Below are 15,179 nucleotides of genomic sequence, written 5' to 3' on the forward strand. Positions count from 1 at the left end.
GAGAACTACCCAGTAGTGTGAGGGCACGTTCGATACCGAGTCTTCACACAAAGATCGAATGCTGTGTCGAGACGATGACCACTATCGTTTCGACACAGCATTCTTCTTGGTGGATCGCGCAAACCCCGTTCGAGGATTCTGCCGAGGAGTATTCATAATGTTGTCACAGGTCCTGGCCACAGCTGATGAACTGCAATCAATTGCCGCAACGCTGCGACAGATTGCTCAACACAGCGGCCGAGTCGATCTCTCCGATCGATTTGACGAGATTGATCGCGAACTTGCCGACACCGATGTCGAAATCCTGATCGTTGGTCAAATCAAGCAGGGAAAGAGCGCGCTGGTCAACGCACTCGTGTCCGCTCCGGTGTGCCCGGTTGATGATGTCCTTGCTACATCCGTGCCGACGTTAGTTCGCTGGGGGGAGAAGCCCACCGCAACACTCGTCACCGAGATGCCGGATGGCAAACCGCCAATCCACACCAAGATTAATCCGGCGAAGCTGCGCGAGCATGTGACCGAGCTTGCTGGCGAATCCGGGCTGCTGGGAAAGGTACGGGCGGAAATTACGCTGCCGCGTCCGATCCTCTCCGAAGGCCTCATCTTCATCGACACTCCCGGAGTGGACGGCATCCGAGTGCACGCCGCCCAGAACGTCACGCTCCTCCCACAATCTGACGCAGCCATCATGGTGACCGACGCAACACAAGAGCTCACCGAACCCGAGCTGTCTTTCTTGAGACAAGCGGTGTCACTGTGTCCGCACGTGGTCGGGGTCGTCAGCAAAACCGACTTGCAGCATCAGTGGCGCGAGATTGTCGAAGCAAATACCGAGCATCTCGAGACCGCTGGCATCGACGTTCCGCTGCTGCCCACCTCCTCGCTATTGCACGGACTCGCGGAGCGGGATTCGGATGCCGAACTGCGCAAAGTAGCCCGTATCGACGAACTTTCAGCGTACTTGCGTTCGACGGTGCGGTACAACGTGCTTGCCGACCGGCACCGTTCGATCGCCGACGACATCGGGACCGTCGGTGAGCACCTTGCCATGGTGATTGAAGCGGAAATCCTGGCACTGAACGATCCCGGTGATGGCCAAGCAATAGTGCACAATCTGCAGAATGCCGAGGCCAGTGCCCAGAGTCTGGTGGACCGATCGGCACGGTGGCAGCAAACTCTTTCCGACGGTTCTACGGACCTTCTCTCGGACATCGAATATGACCTTCGCGATCGGCTTCGTTCGGTTGGCCGCGAGGCCGAACAGCTGATCGACGCGACCGATCCGGGTAAGTCATGGGATGAAATTGGTTCTTGGCTCGCTGAGTCTGTGACCGTGGCGGTGTCGGACAACTTCGTCTGGGCCCACCAACGAAGTGTCCACCTCGCAGAGGTCGTATCGCAGCACTTCTCCGATGATGGTCACGCCGCGATACCGGATATTGCCGTTACGGACACGAGTCAACTCATTAGCTCCGTTGGCGGGCTGGACTCGGTATCCAGCGGCAAACTCACGATCGGGCAGAAGCTCATGATCGGGATGAAGGGCTCCTACGGTGGTGTGCTGATGTTTGGTCTAATGACGACCCTGGCGGGGATGGCGCTGGTCAACCCAATTTCGATCGCCGCGGGTCTTATTATGGGTGGGTTCGCTTATCGGCAGGAAGCAAATACTCGACTTGAGCAGCGCCGAAATGAAGCGAAAACAGCCGTACGGAAACTTGTTGATGAATCAATTTTCCAAGTGAGCAAGGAAGCTCGCGATCGAATTAATCGCATCCGTCGGGTGCTGCGCGATCATTTTTCATCAGCCGCCGAGGATCTAAAGAATTCACTCAATGAGTCTGTAAAAATGGCTCAAAAGCGTGCAGCAATGCCCAAATCTGAGCGTGGTAAGCGAATGGAACAAGCTGCTGTTGAGCTCAAAGAAATACGGTCTCTTTGCCAGCAGGCAAAAGATGTTGCAAATCAGTCAGTCGCGGCAGAAGTGTGGAATGGTAATGAGTGACGCATTGGAATCGGCGCGGGAACTAATTGCCGCTGCACGTGAACGATACCGCCAGGACGAGGCCGCGCTGGCGGAACTCGACGAACTCAACGCCCGGCTGCAGCAACCACTTCGCGTTGCGCTCGTGGGGTCGGTCAAGGCAGGTAAATCCACACTGCTTAACGGCCTGCTCGGTGAGCGGCTTGCCCCTACCGATTCCCGCGAATCCACGCGAGTAGTGACTTGGTATCACTACGGTAAAACTCCCACCGTGCGGGCCCGACTGACCGACGGTAGGACGGTTTCGATCCCTGCGAAACGGCAGCCGGATCGCCACGAGTTGGATCTGCAGGGCCTTGCGCCGGAAGACTGTGACCGGCTTGACGTGACTTGGCCGGCCCCGGGTATCCAGGGAATTACGCTCATCGATACTCCCGGCATCTCTTCGATTTCGCAGGAGATCTCGGACGAAACGAATCGATTCCTGCTCCCGCAACAGGGCGCCGCTGGGGCGGATGCGGTGGTGTACTTGCTGCGAGCGCTGCACGAATCCGATATTCGATACCTGCAGGCACTGGATGCACGCACGCGTCACGGCAGCGCGTCAATCGGTTCAATCGGGGTGCTGTCACGAGCTGACGAGCTTGGTTCTGGCCGGTTGACCGCGATGCTGTCCATCAACCAGGCAGTCGAGCGACTGCGTAACCATCCTGATCTGCAGGGCGTGTGTGAGACGATCGTGCCGCTTGCCGGTCTCATGGGAATGGGCGCGATGACGCTACGCCAATCTGACTTTGCGGTGCTACGAGATCTTGCGTCGCTGACCCCGGCGGATACTGATCGACTCATGGTGAGCGCTGAGCTGTTCATCACGGCCAAGGGCGATGCGCTGCCAGCGGAACGAACTCGAGTCGAGTTGGTGGACCGGTTCGGGATGTACGGCATCCGTATTGCCATCGCCGTGATCCGCGGTGGCATCAATGACGCGAGCGACCTCGCGGCCGAGATGCTGCGGCGCAGCGGTTTGGATGAGCTTCGTCGAGTCATCGACGTGCATTTCCGACAGCGGCAGGACGAGTTGAAGGCGCATTCGATTGTCCACGCGCTCCATCGCTTGCTGCGACAGAAGCCGGTTCCGGGGGCAGAAGAACTGCTGGTCATGGCAGATGAGCACATGTCGCAGACGCATACCTTTATCGAAATGCAATTGCTGGGACACATCGCGGGCGGGCAGATCCAATTGGGTTCGGCACTCGTCGCCGAATTGGAAAGGCTCGTGGGCGGACACGGCGCAAGTGTTCAGACGAGACTCGGGTTTGATGCCGATTTTCTCGACCAAGAGATTATCTTGGCGAGCGCAGTCGAACACCTCACGCGATGGCGAGGGCTACTCGAGAATCCCCTTTTGGACCGGGTAACGCGCCAGGCCTGCCGGGTTGCAGTGCGCAGCTGCGAGAACATCATTGTTTCGCTCAAGACTGGAAAAGTGAGCTTGGCGCCGGTTAAGTCTCCCGCGTAGTGCTGTCTGGCTGGCCCTCATCCGGCTGGGCTTCTCTGAACTGAATGTCTTCCAGCCGAATATCGTCCGATACCGCCGCCTCTGATTCGAGGTGATCGTCCTCGGTGCCCGTTGCGCTGACCTTGGCGAGATCCAAGACCGGATTCCCCGCCGCATCCCTAAAGGAGGTCAGTGGCGCCGCCGGACGCTTGTCACTCTGTCGCAGCCACACTGAAGCACTGCGCTGCCAATAGAGTACGGCGGCGGCAATAAACGCGACCACGGCAATTCCGGTGAGCAGCAATTCGAACCAATTGTTCTCGCGCAGCGTGGCGACAAGAAACGCGAATGGAATAAAGAGCAGGGTCAGTACGATCAAGATAACTCGGCCAGCGCTATTCTTGCTCCCTTTAATCGAGTTCGAAGCAATCAATAGTCCGAAGGTAATCATGAGCGCGATGGCCCCGAATATTCCGAGCAGAAAGTAGACTGCCCGCTCTTTGTCTTCAAGCGAGTAGTCCTCTTCAAGGTTGTCGTTGAGGACGGCAATAAAGCTATCGCGAATTTCGTCGAGGTGAATGATGCCGCTGAGGACGACTCCAAGGAAGGCTGCCACTCCAAAAAAGACAAGGTAGTGGGCGATGAGGATGGATCGCGGACGTTCAATTTGCTCTTCTTCGATGAGTCCAGTCGGGATGGAGGGACGCTCTGGAGCAGTGCTGCGCTGCGCATCCCAGATCGGTCCCTTGCTGGTTTCTGTCACGGGGTCTGAATCAGTCATGGCTTCCTTCATTAAGGACGAATTCCAACTCGGCTGGGCCCGGAATCGATTTCTTCCCGTCATCCTCGCGAACCACATTCGCTCCGTTCACACGCACTGTCGGAGTGCCTGTGACATCCATGCGTTTGGCTTCCACGATCGCTTCTTGAAGCCACGGGTCGAAAGTGCGGTCATGGACACACTCACTGATATCGCCGGCACCCGCTTGCGCACCAAAATCGATCAATTGCTCATCGGTGAGCCCAGCGCCATTCTGCGCCGGCTGGTTCTCCATCAGCAGCGAGTGCATTTGGAAATAACTCACGATCCCGGCCCGGTCGGCGACACACACGGCGGCGTTGGACGCCCGTTCGCTGTACTCATCGGTTGATTCAGCCACGAGGTGGGCGATGGGGTGGAAGGTGAGTGTGACGTTGCCGGCGGACAACTGTTCATAGAGGAACGTGCCCGACTCTTCGTGAAAGTCCTTACACAGTGCGCAAAGGAAGTCTTCGTAGATTTTGATTTCGACCGGATTCTCGACCGACCCCTGTGCGTCTGTGATGTGCTCGGAGGTGAGGGTGAAGCCGTAGTCTGCGGTCGCATTATGGGGAGTGACGGTTTCACCCGAACTGGGGCGCAATTGGAGCCACACGAGCGCTCCGGCACTGAGGAGAACGCCAATGGTGACGATAATTGCCAAGACCATCCGTTGGCGCTGCATATCTTTGCGATGCCGGTGCCGAATCTTATCGGCGAGTTCCTGACGCGGTCCTGCTCCAACTCCCACGAAAACGCTCCCTTGCGTCGGGCACTATGGCGCGAAACGTAGCGCCTCAAATCCTAATTGAACCCGGGGTGCAAAAAGGCGCGCGCTTATGCCAAACAATGCCGGTTCCCTCGCATCGGAAGTCAGCAAAGCTTGATTGGTGCTCGCGGGCCCTTTGCCCGTAAGATGGACGCCGCGCCGCCTTAGCTCAGCTGGTAGAGCATCTGTCTTGTAAACAGAAGGTCATCGGTTCGAACCCGATAGGCGGCTCCACTTAATCACCGGGGTCGTACGCATGCGATGATTACCCCGATGAATTCTCGGAAGGACTGGCGATCGCGGCTCGCAAACGCGATCCATACTGATCCAGCGTCGCGCCCGCAGACCGAAGTGCTGCTCTCCCTCGATGACGTCTATGCCCGCAAAGTACTTGACCTTGCGATGCGCATTGCGGAGTCGCTCATGGCTGTCGGCTCGCCCGCAAACGAGGTGATGCTCTCGACCATCCGAGTTGCGGCCGCGTTGGGCATTAAGCCGGTGCACGTTGATATCACCTATAACTCCATCGGGGTCTCCTACCACCGTGATGACTCGGACTATCCCTTCACTCTCATCCGAGTGGTGCGCGCACCCGTGCCGGACCACGCGAAGCTGCAGCAGCTACAGGCGCTGGTCGTAGAGATTGAAGAGGGGCTCGGGCTCGATGCGGCGCGCACTCGCTTCCACGCCATTCGACGCACACCATTCATTTACCGACCGACAATCATTGTGTTGGCGCAGGGAGTGCTTACGCTCGGTGTGGCCCTCCTGTTTGGCGCGTCCTGGCTGATTGGGCTGATCGCCTTCCTCGCTGCAGTCAGTGCTGCTCTTGTCATTCGGCTGCTCAACAAAGTGCACCTGCCCTATTTCTTTTTGCAGGTGGTCGGTGCACTCGTCGTCACGGCATTCGCGGCCGCCACAAATTGGCTCGGGATGCTCGGCGTTCCGTTCTTTGAGAGCGCCAGGCCGTCGATTATCGTGGCCGCCGGAATCGTCCTCATGCTCTCCGGGATGCAGGTGGTCGGTGCCGCGCAGGATGCGATTGACGGTTTCGCGCTTACGGCACTCGGCCGGATTCTCGACCTGGCGATGCTCACACTCGGCGTCGTGATCGGCATTATCGGTGGCGTCTCGCTGGCACAGGCACTCGGTATAGGTTTCTCGCTCAGTTCGGATGCGCCCCCGCTCGGGTCGATACCGATGCAGTTCGCGGGCGTCGCGGTGATCTCAATTTCTGTGGCCGTGTGGAACGGGGCACGGATGCGCACGATTGTGTTTTCGATCGTCGTCGGTCTCATCGCTTGGATCGGCTATACCGCAGCCATCCTTTCGGGGTCGAGTATTGCGCTGGCCAGTGGCGTCGGCGCGCTGTTCGCAAGTTTTGTAGGCATGATCATCGGCCAGCGGCTCCACATCCCCTCAATCGCCGTGACTACCGCGGCCATCGTGCCGATGGTGCCGGGCTCGATGGTGTTCCGCGGCATCCTGGAAGTTGCGGAATCTGAGGGTGACTCGCAGAACCTCATCCTGGGTGTCACCGAGCTCGTCGGCGCGGGTGCGGTCGGCATCGCGCTCGCGGCCGGAGCTTCCCTCGGACTTTACCTCGGTGCTCCGGTTCGCGACACACTCCAGAGCGTCGTGCGCCGTCGGAATCGAGTGCGATAGCGGGCGCAAGTAACGCGGTTCACGACTCGTCAGGGTCAAAGACCAAGAACGGTTCGAGGATGCCGGGAGCGGCTGCGGCCGCGAAGGTCACCGCCGTGTTTGCATCAAGATCGGGAGTGTCGTAGCCACCGTAACCGGCGGCAGTCATGGCACCGACCGACTGCAATCGGAGCCGACGTTGCAAGAGTGATTCACGAATGACGATGGTGCTCACGGCATCGCGTTGCAGGACGCTGGTGGATCGATTGAGGACGCCCGACCGGGTCACGAGATATTTGCCCAGAATCGTGTGCCCGAGGGCTCGATAGTGGATGAACGCCCCGACAAGTCCGATGATCCAACAACCGGCAGCGACCCACAGCCACTCGGCACCAATCAGATTCGTGACGATGAATGTGAGCAGCACTGCTGCGACGATGACGGAGAACGTGGTTGCCCAGCACGCGCGATGGAGGAAAGCGCGACGAGGATGGCGGTTGAGCGGCGCAGAAAGTGGCTCCTCGTTGCTGCCGAGCACTTCGGAAGCAATCCTCTTCGTGTGCGGCAGCGGGCCGCGCGGCAGGATCGCCGCGGGCTGTGACATCGCGTTCATATCCAACCCGGTGGTGATGACGCTCGTGTCGCTTACCCGGAGCCAACGCCATAACAGCGGCTCGTTGATATCGATCCCGCGGATGCGATTTTCATCCCGATTGACTTCGCGCGTGGTGAAGAGGCCCTGCCTGGTGCGAAGCATCGTGCCCTCCGGGCCGTGGTGACGGGACAACTCGAAATTCCAGTACTCAGCGAAATAGACGAATCCCAGGGCGAGGACACCGAAGACAGTGGCAGCCGCGAGCACGATGAGCGAGCTGCCAAACCAACCGAAAGAATCCCAATCAAGTAGCGTGAACGCGATCTCAAGCAGGTCGATACCGAATGTGGTGAGGAGCCAATACGCACCCCAAGCGAGACCGAGCACGAGCACATACGCCCAGAAATTGAAGACGTTATAGATGACCCAGCTCGGTTTGAAGTGCGCAAAAGAGCGGATGGGTTCGCTGGCGGTGGCATCGTCCTCGAGTTCACTGGCAATCCGCTCTTGCGTATCCGGATTAAGTAGCAATCCCTGCAGCTGCTTCGCGTCGGCGGACCTCAATGCGTCCATAGACAACGCTGACTCGCCGGCCGCAGCTTGCTGGCCCGCACCGATCTTGACGACTCGAAGTCCGGTGATGCGATGCCGCAGTTTCGCTTCTATGTCGACACTGCGAATCCGGTCGCGACGGATTGAACGCGTCACGCGGGTGAAGAGGCCGGTGCGTCCTTCGACATGCGTGTCCGTCACCCGATAGCTCGTCACGAGCCACCGAACCGCATCCGCGACCGCCGCAAATACACCGAAGATTGCGATGCCGACCAGCGGCCAGAGCTGGTTTGCGCCGAACTCCAAGCGGAATACGAGGAGCGCGATCACAATTGGAGCGATGGACAGCACCGTTTGGGCGAGATCCACCCAGATAATTCTGCTGCTGAGGCGCTGCCACTCGACTGAACTGGTCCCCTCAGCGTTGTCGGGATTGGGCGTTTCGGATGCGAGCGCGTTCATGTTGCGTCTCCGGGGGTGAGCTGCGCGATTTGCGTGAGCTGTTCGGCTTCGCGCTCTGCCGTAGCTTTGGTAAGCCCGACGATGTCGATTGCGCCACTCGAGGATGCGGTCGTTACCCGGAGTGTTGCGAGCCCCATGACTTGCTCGAGGGGGCCTTGTATCGCATCCACGGTCTGCACTCGCGAGAGCGGGGCGGCCCGCCATTCGCGCACGAGCCAGCCACTTCGGGCATAGACGGCATCGGGTGTGGTCTCCCAGCGGTGTACCCGATACCGCCAGAACGGTTCAACGGTGATTGCAATGACGAGGAATACCGCGACAGCGGCGATAACGAACGCGACCCAGAAACGCGCGTTCGGCCAGAAAAGGTAGGCCGCGATAGCCGCCGCCAGAATTGGGCCAATGTAGACGACCGATTGCAGCATCCACCAGCCGATCGCACGCCGTTCAACGCCGTGTTTTGGTGGACGAAGTCTGCGGTGGCTTGCGGAGGGTTCATTCATAACGGCTCCTTGGCGATGGCGTGATCGATGAAGTCGAGCAAGACGACGAGCTCGGCATCGAGATCGATAGTCGGGTCAAATGCCCAGGTTTCGAGGATGCTGCTTGCGGATTTGAGGATGATGCCGGCGACGCTCGGTGCGTTCAAAGCACGAATCTCGCCCAGTTGTTGGCCGGCCTCGAGCAGCTCGATCATGGCGGAGAGCTCCTCGTCGAATTCGTGGGCGTAGGCGAGCGAACCATCGAGGGAGCGATGGTTCGTGACGATCTCACTCATCGCGAGAAACTCGGTGCGATGCTGTTCGAAGAATTCCCACTCGGCCGCGATCCACTCCTTGATCTGTTGGGTCGGGGACGGTGCGGCCAAGACCCGAGGTTCCATGTGTGCCCAACCCCGGTCGAAAAAGCGCGTCACCACGAGGCGAAGGAGTTCGTCTTTAGTGCCGAAGTAGTAGGTAACGACCCCTTTGGAGACGCCGACCCGATCCGCGATTTTGGCAATTGAAGTGCGGGCATACCCCAGTTCCGCGACGACTTCGGCTGCGGCGGTCACGATCTGGGAGCGTCGTGCCTCCTCGATAAAGGTGCGCGGTTTTGAGGACACCGCATCCGATTTTGTCGACATGTCCAAATTTTAGTACGACCGAACTAAAACTCACTGAGTGTTTAGCAGGTGCGATTGTCGGCGAAGTTCGGCGAAAGGTGTGTCCCAGTGCCGTCTCGGTTGCGCTAGCGTGGATTCGGCAATGGAGTCTTTGGGACCGCGGGAGGTCTCTCGCTAGCAACGGCAGTCGGCTCCGCGAAGGGAGTGGCCGACAGCGTGATCGTGATCATTGATAACCGCGACTCCTATACCTTCAACCTCGCTCAGCTCATTGCTGCGGTAACGGGCGAGCTACCGCTCGTGGTTTCGGCCGATGATGTATTCGCACAGCGGATTCCGGAACGCTTGGGGGCTGGCGAATTCAGTCACCTCGTGATTTCTCCGGGCCCCGGTACCCCCGCCGTACATGCGGATTTCAGCGGTTCACAAGCGGCGCTCGTCGCGGCAACCGAAATGCCAGTTCTCGGGGTGTGTCTTGGCCATCAGGGCCTTGGGATGCTCGCAGGTGCCACGGTCGATCGGGCACCGCAAGCGCGTCACGGTTTTGTGAGCCAGATTGCGCATTCAGGGGAGGGAATCTTCCGGGACATCCCACAAGACTTTGACGCGGTTCGCTACCACTCACTCCACGTACGCGACGTGGATGAGGCGACTGTGCGCATCCATGCCCGGGCGGAAGACGGGGTGATTATGGGGCTTGAAGTGATCGACCGGCCGCACTGGGGCGTGCAATTTCACCCAGAATCGATTCTCACCGAGCACGGTGCGCAGCTGATCGGGAACTTTCTCGAGTTGCAGCCGCGGGCGGAACCGCAACTCCTGCGGGAGAGCCTCGACTTGGACCTCGACTGCGAAGCCACATTCGAGCAACTGCAGCGGGGTGCGACCGCGGCTTTCTGGTTGGACTCGGCACTCCGCACGAAGGATTCCGGTAGGTACAGCGTGCTCGGCACTAACCTCGGCAGTCTCGCTCGCACCATCCGATATCGCGTCGGTGGAAAGACGGAAGTGCGTACCGGTGACCACTCGGCAGAACACGATGTCGACATTCTGACCTACCTCGAGCAGGAACTGGCAGCGCATCCCGTCGCTGAGAGTGACATCCCGTATTCGAGCGGATTCTTCGGATACCTCGGATACGAAATGAAGTCGCTCACCGTGCCGGATGCGCGGCACATCGTCACGCACCGGTCCGAGCAGCCCGATGCCTATTGGGTGCTGCCACAGGCGCATATCGTTGTGGACCATCAACTCTCGCGCGTGCACTTGTTGGTGCGCACGGGCGATGATGCCCACGATCGGAAGGAAGCACAGTACCTCTTGGCGCGGCTGCGGGATGCGCTCCGGGTTGCCCCTGCTCGGGTGGAATCGGCGCAACACCGCAGTACCGAACCGGCACGTGCCGAATCCGAGCGATTGCGCCGTGACGCCGGCAACTGGCGCCTCAGCGACCGTGAATACGAGTCGCGCATCACCGATATCAAGGCGGCGCTGCTGCGCGGGGACACCTACGAGGTGTGCCTCACCGACACCTTCGAGACCGAGGGTTCAGTGGATGGTCTTGCCGTATATCAGGATCTACGGCGCCACAGTCCGGCGCAGTATGCCGCGTATTTCCGGTTCAGCACCTTTGGCGATGACGTTGAAGTGCTGTCCGCCTCACCCGAACTTTTCCTGCGCGTTGACCGAGACCGGACGGTCGAATCGAAACCAATAAAAGGAACCGCCCCGCGCGCCATAGATCCCGATGCGGATGCCGCGCTCGCGCTCGAACTGCAAATGGACTCGAAAACCCGCGCAGAAAACCTCATGATCGTCGATCTGCTGCGCAACGACCTCGGGAAGGTGTGCGAAATCGGCTCGGTGACCGTCCCATCCCTCATGCAGATTGAGAGCTACGCGCAGGTACACCAACTCGTCTCGAGCATCCGTGGCACCCTGCGTGAGGACCACACGCTGGTGGATCTCTTACGGGCCACATTCCCCGGTGGCTCCATGACCGGGGCGCCCAAAGCGCGCACGCTCGAGATCATTGACCAGCTGGAGGCGGGACCGCGCGGCATCTATTCCGGCACGGTCGGATACCTCGGTGTCGACGGGCAGGCCGAACTCAATATCGTGATTCGCACCATCGTGAAAAGTGGCACGAAGCTCCAAATCGGTGCCGGTGGCGCGATCGTGCTCGATTCCGATGCCAACGCCGAAATCGTTGAAAAGAACCTCAAAGCGGCCGCACTTCGCGGCGTAATTTCGCGAGCGTTGGGAGCGACCCGTGGCAACTGAATTCCTCTGGCAGGCAGGCCGCTTCGTTCATCTTGATCGCACAGCGCCGGGGGAGTTGCTCGTCGCGGATTCCTGGCGCAGTGAGTCGGGCCGGGTGGCTGCGTTTGGTTACCATCTCGCCAGATTTGAGGATGCGGTTGGTCGCGTTTCGCAGGCGGAATTCGACTGGCCGGCGGTCTGGCAGGGCATGGTCGACGTACTCGCCAGCGAAACCGAAGCATCGCTCTTTCCCCGGATCAGCCTGGAAGCCGCAAGCCTCATCCTTGCGGTGCGACCCTGCATGCCCGCGCGTGAGCGCACGACGCTCGCGCTTTACCGTGGCGAAGACCCGCGGCACAGTCCGCTAATTAAGGGACCTGATATCCCGCGTCTCGCGGCCGCAAAAGCCACCGCGCCGGCCGATGACGTGATTTTGCTGGCTGAAGACGGGGCACTGCTCGAAACCACAACCGGCGCGCTCTTGCACTGGCGCGACGGCGGCATAGTCATTTCAAATCGCTTCGAGCAGCAGCTGGCGAGCGTCACCCTGCGGCAAGCATACGATCGCGCGATGGCGCTCGATATCCCCGTAACATTCCGCGCTATTTATCCCTCCGAACTCGGCGACGGACCGCTGTGGTTCCTCAACTCTGTGCACGGCGTCAGCCCGGTGCCCGAGGTGCGTGTTGGGGATGACGCGATCACCGTTCCCGCGCATCCGGATGCTGCCGACTGGCAGAACTGGTGGTGGGACACGCTGGCACCGATCGGAGACTCGGACTTCGACGCCGGGAACCGGCGAACGCATCCGTCGCTGCGTGAGCTTTCCTGAACAACTCGACCCTCCTGGACGCCTACCTCGCGGCAACAGATCGGAGTTCCCCATGACCAATAACGCAATAGAGGCGCGCGGCCTCGTCAAGACTTTCGGGTCAACCCGCGCGCTCGACGACTTCAACCTGATCGTTCCCACCGGCAAAATTACCGGCTTCCTCGGCCCGAACGGTGCCGGTAAGTCCACCGCAATCCGAGTCATTCTTGGCATGCTTCGCGCCAACTCCGGCTCCTGCCAAGTGCTCGGGCAGGATGCGTGGCGCGATTCGGTGGCCATTCACCGTCGCGTCGCGTACGTGCCCGGCGACACCAGCCTGTGGCCAAACCTCACCGGTGGGGAAGCCATCGACCTGATGCTGCGCTTGCGCGGCAATCAACACAGCAAGAAGCGATTGGCGGAGCTCATCGACCGATTCGAGCTCGATCCTAAGAAGAAGGCGCGCACCTACTCCAAAGGCAATCGACAAAAGGTCGCTCTTGTCGCGGCCCTCGCATCCGATGCCGAGCTGTTCGTCTTTGACGAACCCACTTCGGGCCTCGACCCGCTCATGGAAGCGATTTTCACCGACGAGACACGCAAACTTCGTGACGCGGGTGGCGCAGTGCTGCTGTCCAGCCACATCCTCGCCGAAGTGGAGAAACTCTGCGACATGGTCACGATCATCCGGGCCGGAAAAGCCGTGGAATCGGGCACCCTTGCCGAGCTCCGACACCTCACGCGCTCGAGCGTTGTGCTCCTCACCGACCGACCCGCCGAAGAATTTGCCCAGCTCGAAGGGGTGCACGACCTCAGGACCCACGACCGTACCGTGGAATTCGATATTGACGGCACGCACCTCGAGAAGCTGCTGCAAGCGCTCGCCACCGGCGGTATCGAGAACGTCACCATTACCCCGCCCTCACTCGAGGACCTCTTTTTGCGCCATTACGGTGATGAGATAGCGGCCGAGGTGGTGGCAGGATGAACGCCTCACTGCAGACACCCGTACCGCAAGCCGCCGAAGCAACCGGCCGTGCCACGCCTCCACCCAAGGCGGCCGGCCCACTCACCGGCACCGCAGCGCTCATCCGCTTCAACCTCCGACTCGATCGCCTCCGGATCCCGATCTGGGTACTCGCAATGGGCCTCGGCGTGTGGTCATCCGTGCTCGCACTGGACGAAGCGTTTCCCACCGCCGAATCGCTCGAGTCCCGTGCGACGCTGCTGACGAACCCGGCCACCATCATCATGACCGGGCCCGCCCTGGCGCTCGACAACTACACCTTCGGTGCCATGGTCGCGAATGAGCTCTACCTCTATGTACTCCTCGCGGCAGCGATCATGTCGCTGCTCCTCGCTGTCCGACACACCCGCGGGGAAGAAGAATCGGGCCGACTCGAACTGCTGCGCTCGCTCCCGGTGGGCCGCTTTGCGCATCCCACCGCAGCGGTGGTCACGGTCAGCCTCGCGAATCTGCTGGTCGGCCTTGCCACATCCCTCGGCCTTGTTGCCGGTGAAATGGATGCCACAGAATCGATCGCGTTCGGGCTCGGCACCGCGCTCACCGGGATGGTCTTCGCGGGCATCGCGATCGTGATCGCCCAACTTACGGAGAACGCTCGCGCGGTGACCGGCCTGACTGCCGGCACACTCGCGGCCGCATTTTTAGTGCGGGGGATGGGCGACGTGATTGAACCCGAGGGTTCGTGGCTCTCGTGGTTCTCACCGCTCGCCTGGGCACAGCAGACCCGCGTATTCGTGGACCTTCGCTGGTGGCCTCTGGCTGTCTCGTTCGGCGTCGTGATCCTGCTGTTCGTGCTCGCCGTCACCTTCGCGCGCCGACGCGACCTCGGTGCCGGGCTTCGTGCGCCGCAACCCGGCCGTGCGAGGGCCTCCCGAGCGCTTTTGATGCCGTGGGGACTGGCCGATCGACTCACCCGCGGCACGGTGATTGTGACCACTCTGGGCACGGTATTCTTCGGTGTGGCCATGGGGTCACTTGCGTCCTACCTCGACGACATGCTGCAAGAGAATCCGGCGCTCGCGGACTGGATTGCAATCGAAGGGACCGACCTCACCGGCGAATTCGCCGCGATCATTCTTTCCTTCGTCCTGCTGGCACCGATCATTCTCGCGGTCTCCGGCATTTTGCGCTTGAAAACCGAAGAAGAATCGGGCCGCACTGAGCAACTCATCGTCTCGGGTCGCTCGCGGAACGGCTACCTCGGCGGCTGGCTCAGCACCGTGGCGGTCCACACGCTGATCGTGACCGTGACCCTCGGGCTCAGCGTCGGCATCGGTGTTGCGCTCGGCACCGAGGAAGCCGAACGGATCGGAGACATCCTGCTCGCTTCGCTGCTGTACTTACCCGCGATCCTCCTCATTGCCTCCCTCGCGGTTGCGCTGTACGGAGCCTTGCCGAGGCTCACAGTGATCGCCTGGGTCCTGGTGATTTGGGTCGCCATCGTGCTATTCCTTGGGGGACTCCTGGGGCTTCCCGATTGGGCGATGGACCTCTCGCCGCTGCGGCATACGCCGCTGTATCCCATCGAAGACGTTGCGGCCGCACCGCTGCTGATTATGGGCGGTTTGGCTGCGCTGCTGACGGCCATCGGGATGGTGGGTTTTCGCCAGCGCGACCTGAGTTCGAAGTAGCGAACGTAATGTAACGACACCGGACTCGCATCCGCGCCCG

At 60.4% G+C, this 15,179-nt stretch carries 12 protein-coding genes and 1 tRNA gene; 8 read left to right on the plus strand and 5 right to left on the minus strand.

The features are described from left to right. Positions 1–157 precede the first annotated feature (157 nt). Entirely contained in the window at positions 158–2,005 is a 1,848-nt protein-coding gene (locus ACTHXA_RS09260; RefSeq protein ID WP_441671629.1) for a dynamin family protein, read from the plus strand. Next, positions 1,998–3,503, plus strand: a complete 1,506-nt coding sequence (locus ACTHXA_RS09265; protein WP_441671631.1) for a dynamin family protein — start codon at positions 1,998–2,000, stop codon at positions 3,501–3,503. Before ACTHXA_RS09260 ends, ACTHXA_RS09265 begins: the two co-directional genes overlap by 8 nt. Here ACTHXA_RS09265 and ACTHXA_RS09270 read toward each other — a convergent pair. Beyond that, positions 3,487–4,263 carry a hypothetical protein gene (locus ACTHXA_RS09270; RefSeq protein WP_441671633.1) on the minus strand — a complete coding sequence of 259 codons (777 nt, stop codon included), beginning with the start codon at positions 4,261–4,263 and terminating at the stop codon, positions 3,487–3,489. The genes ACTHXA_RS09265 and ACTHXA_RS09270 overlap by 17 nt on opposite strands. Beyond that, entirely contained in the window at positions 4,256–5,032 is a 777-nt protein-coding gene (locus ACTHXA_RS09275) for a DsbA family protein (protein WP_441671635.1), read from the minus strand. The genes ACTHXA_RS09270 and ACTHXA_RS09275 overlap by 8 nt, the downstream gene beginning before the upstream one ends. Before the next feature lie 176 nt (positions 5,033–5,208). Between ACTHXA_RS09275 and ACTHXA_RS09280 the strand changes: the two genes are divergently transcribed. Both ACTHXA_RS09280 and ACTHXA_RS09285 read left to right on the plus strand, forming a co-directional pair. Beyond that, positions 5,209–5,284: transfer RNA gene (locus ACTHXA_RS09280), tRNA-Thr, on the plus strand. Between the two features lie 39 nt (positions 5,285–5,323). Beyond that, entirely contained in the window at positions 5,324–6,715 is a 1,392-nt protein-coding gene (locus tag ACTHXA_RS09285) for a threonine/serine ThrE exporter family protein (protein ID WP_441671637.1), read from the plus strand. Positions 6,716–6,734: 19 nt separating this feature from the next. Here the strand turns inward: ACTHXA_RS09285 and ACTHXA_RS09290 are convergent, their stop codons facing one another. Genes ACTHXA_RS09290 through ACTHXA_RS09300 form a run of 3 tightly spaced genes read right to left on the minus strand, consistent with a single transcriptional unit; the run spans position 6,735 to position 9,429 of the window. Continuing rightward, positions 6,735–8,303 (minus strand): PH domain-containing protein, encoded by a 1,569-nt coding sequence (locus tag ACTHXA_RS09290; RefSeq protein WP_441671639.1) that lies wholly within the window; start codon positions 8,301–8,303, stop codon positions 6,735–6,737. Next, positions 8,300–8,806 carry a PH domain-containing protein gene (locus ACTHXA_RS09295; protein ID WP_441671641.1) on the minus strand — a complete coding sequence of 169 codons (507 nt, stop codon included), beginning with the start codon at positions 8,804–8,806 and terminating at the stop codon, positions 8,300–8,302. The genes ACTHXA_RS09290 and ACTHXA_RS09295 overlap by 4 nt, the downstream gene beginning before the upstream one ends. Next, positions 8,803–9,429 carry a TetR/AcrR family transcriptional regulator gene (locus ACTHXA_RS09300; protein ID WP_441671643.1) on the minus strand — a complete coding sequence of 209 codons (627 nt, stop codon included), beginning with the start codon at positions 9,427–9,429 and terminating at the stop codon, positions 8,803–8,805. Before ACTHXA_RS09300 ends, ACTHXA_RS09295 begins: the two co-directional genes overlap by 4 nt. A 195-nt stretch (positions 9,430–9,624) precedes the next feature. Here ACTHXA_RS09300 and pabB point away from each other — a divergent pair, with 195 nt between their 5' ends. The 4 genes from pabB to ACTHXA_RS09320 are packed head-to-tail and all read left to right on the plus strand — an operon-like array spanning position 9,625 to position 15,139. Further along, complete coding sequence (pabB, locus tag ACTHXA_RS09305; RefSeq protein ID WP_441671645.1) at positions 9,625–11,691, plus strand: aminodeoxychorismate synthase component I; 2,067 nt, start codon at positions 9,625–9,627, stop codon at positions 11,689–11,691. Then, positions 11,681–12,502: an aminotransferase class IV gene (locus ACTHXA_RS09310; RefSeq protein ID WP_441671647.1), complete on the plus strand. Its 822-nt coding sequence runs from the start codon at positions 11,681–11,683 to the stop codon at positions 12,500–12,502. The genes pabB and ACTHXA_RS09310 overlap by 11 nt, the downstream gene beginning before the upstream one ends. A gap of 52 nt (positions 12,503–12,554) precedes the next feature. Beyond that, positions 12,555–13,469 (plus strand): ABC transporter ATP-binding protein, encoded by a 915-nt coding sequence (locus ACTHXA_RS09315; RefSeq protein WP_441671649.1) that lies wholly within the window; start codon positions 12,555–12,557, stop codon positions 13,467–13,469. Further along, on the plus strand, positions 13,466–15,139 hold the full coding sequence (locus tag ACTHXA_RS09320) for an ABC transporter permease (RefSeq protein ID WP_441671651.1): 1,674 nt from the start codon (positions 13,466–13,468) through the stop codon (positions 15,137–15,139). The genes ACTHXA_RS09315 and ACTHXA_RS09320 overlap by 4 nt, the downstream gene beginning before the upstream one ends. The last annotated feature ends 40 nt before the right edge of the window (positions 15,140–15,179 follow it).

Source organism: Gulosibacter sp., assembly GCF_052090685.1.
In the GTDB taxonomy this organism is placed as follows: Bacteria; Actinomycetota; Actinomycetes; order Actinomycetales; family Microbacteriaceae; genus Gulosibacter.

What these genes read in the sequence shown, in the direction of transcription:
- ACTHXA_RS09260 (WP_441671629.1), top strand. Translation starts at nt 158, where the DNA reads ATGTTGTCACAGGTCCTGGCCACAGCTGATGAACTGCAATCAATTGCC.
- ACTHXA_RS09265 (WP_441671631.1), top strand. Translation starts at nt 1,998, where the DNA reads ATGAGTGACGCATTGGAATCGGCGCGGGAACTAATTGCCGCTGCACGT.
- ACTHXA_RS09270 (WP_441671633.1), bottom strand. Translation starts at nt 4,263, where the DNA reads ATGACTGATTCAGACCCCGTGACAGAAACCAGCAAGGGACCGATCTGG.
- ACTHXA_RS09285 (WP_441671637.1), top strand. Translation starts at nt 5,324, where the DNA reads ATGAATTCTCGGAAGGACTGGCGATCGCGGCTCGCAAACGCGATCCAT.
- ACTHXA_RS09290 (WP_441671639.1), bottom strand. Translation starts at nt 8,303, where the DNA reads ATGAACGCGCTCGCATCCGAAACGCCCAATCCCGACAACGCTGAGGGG.
- ACTHXA_RS09295 (WP_441671641.1), bottom strand. Translation starts at nt 8,806, where the DNA reads ATGAATGAACCCTCCGCAAGCCACCGCAGACTTCGTCCACCAAAACAC.
- ACTHXA_RS09300 (WP_441671643.1), bottom strand. Translation starts at nt 9,429, where the DNA reads ATGTCGACAAAATCGGATGCGGTGTCCTCAAAACCGCGCACCTTTATC.
- ACTHXA_RS09315 (WP_441671649.1), top strand. Translation starts at nt 12,555, where the DNA reads ATGACCAATAACGCAATAGAGGCGCGCGGCCTCGTCAAGACTTTCGGG.
- ACTHXA_RS09320 (WP_441671651.1), top strand. Translation starts at nt 13,466, where the DNA reads ATGAACGCCTCACTGCAGACACCCGTACCGCAAGCCGCCGAAGCAACC.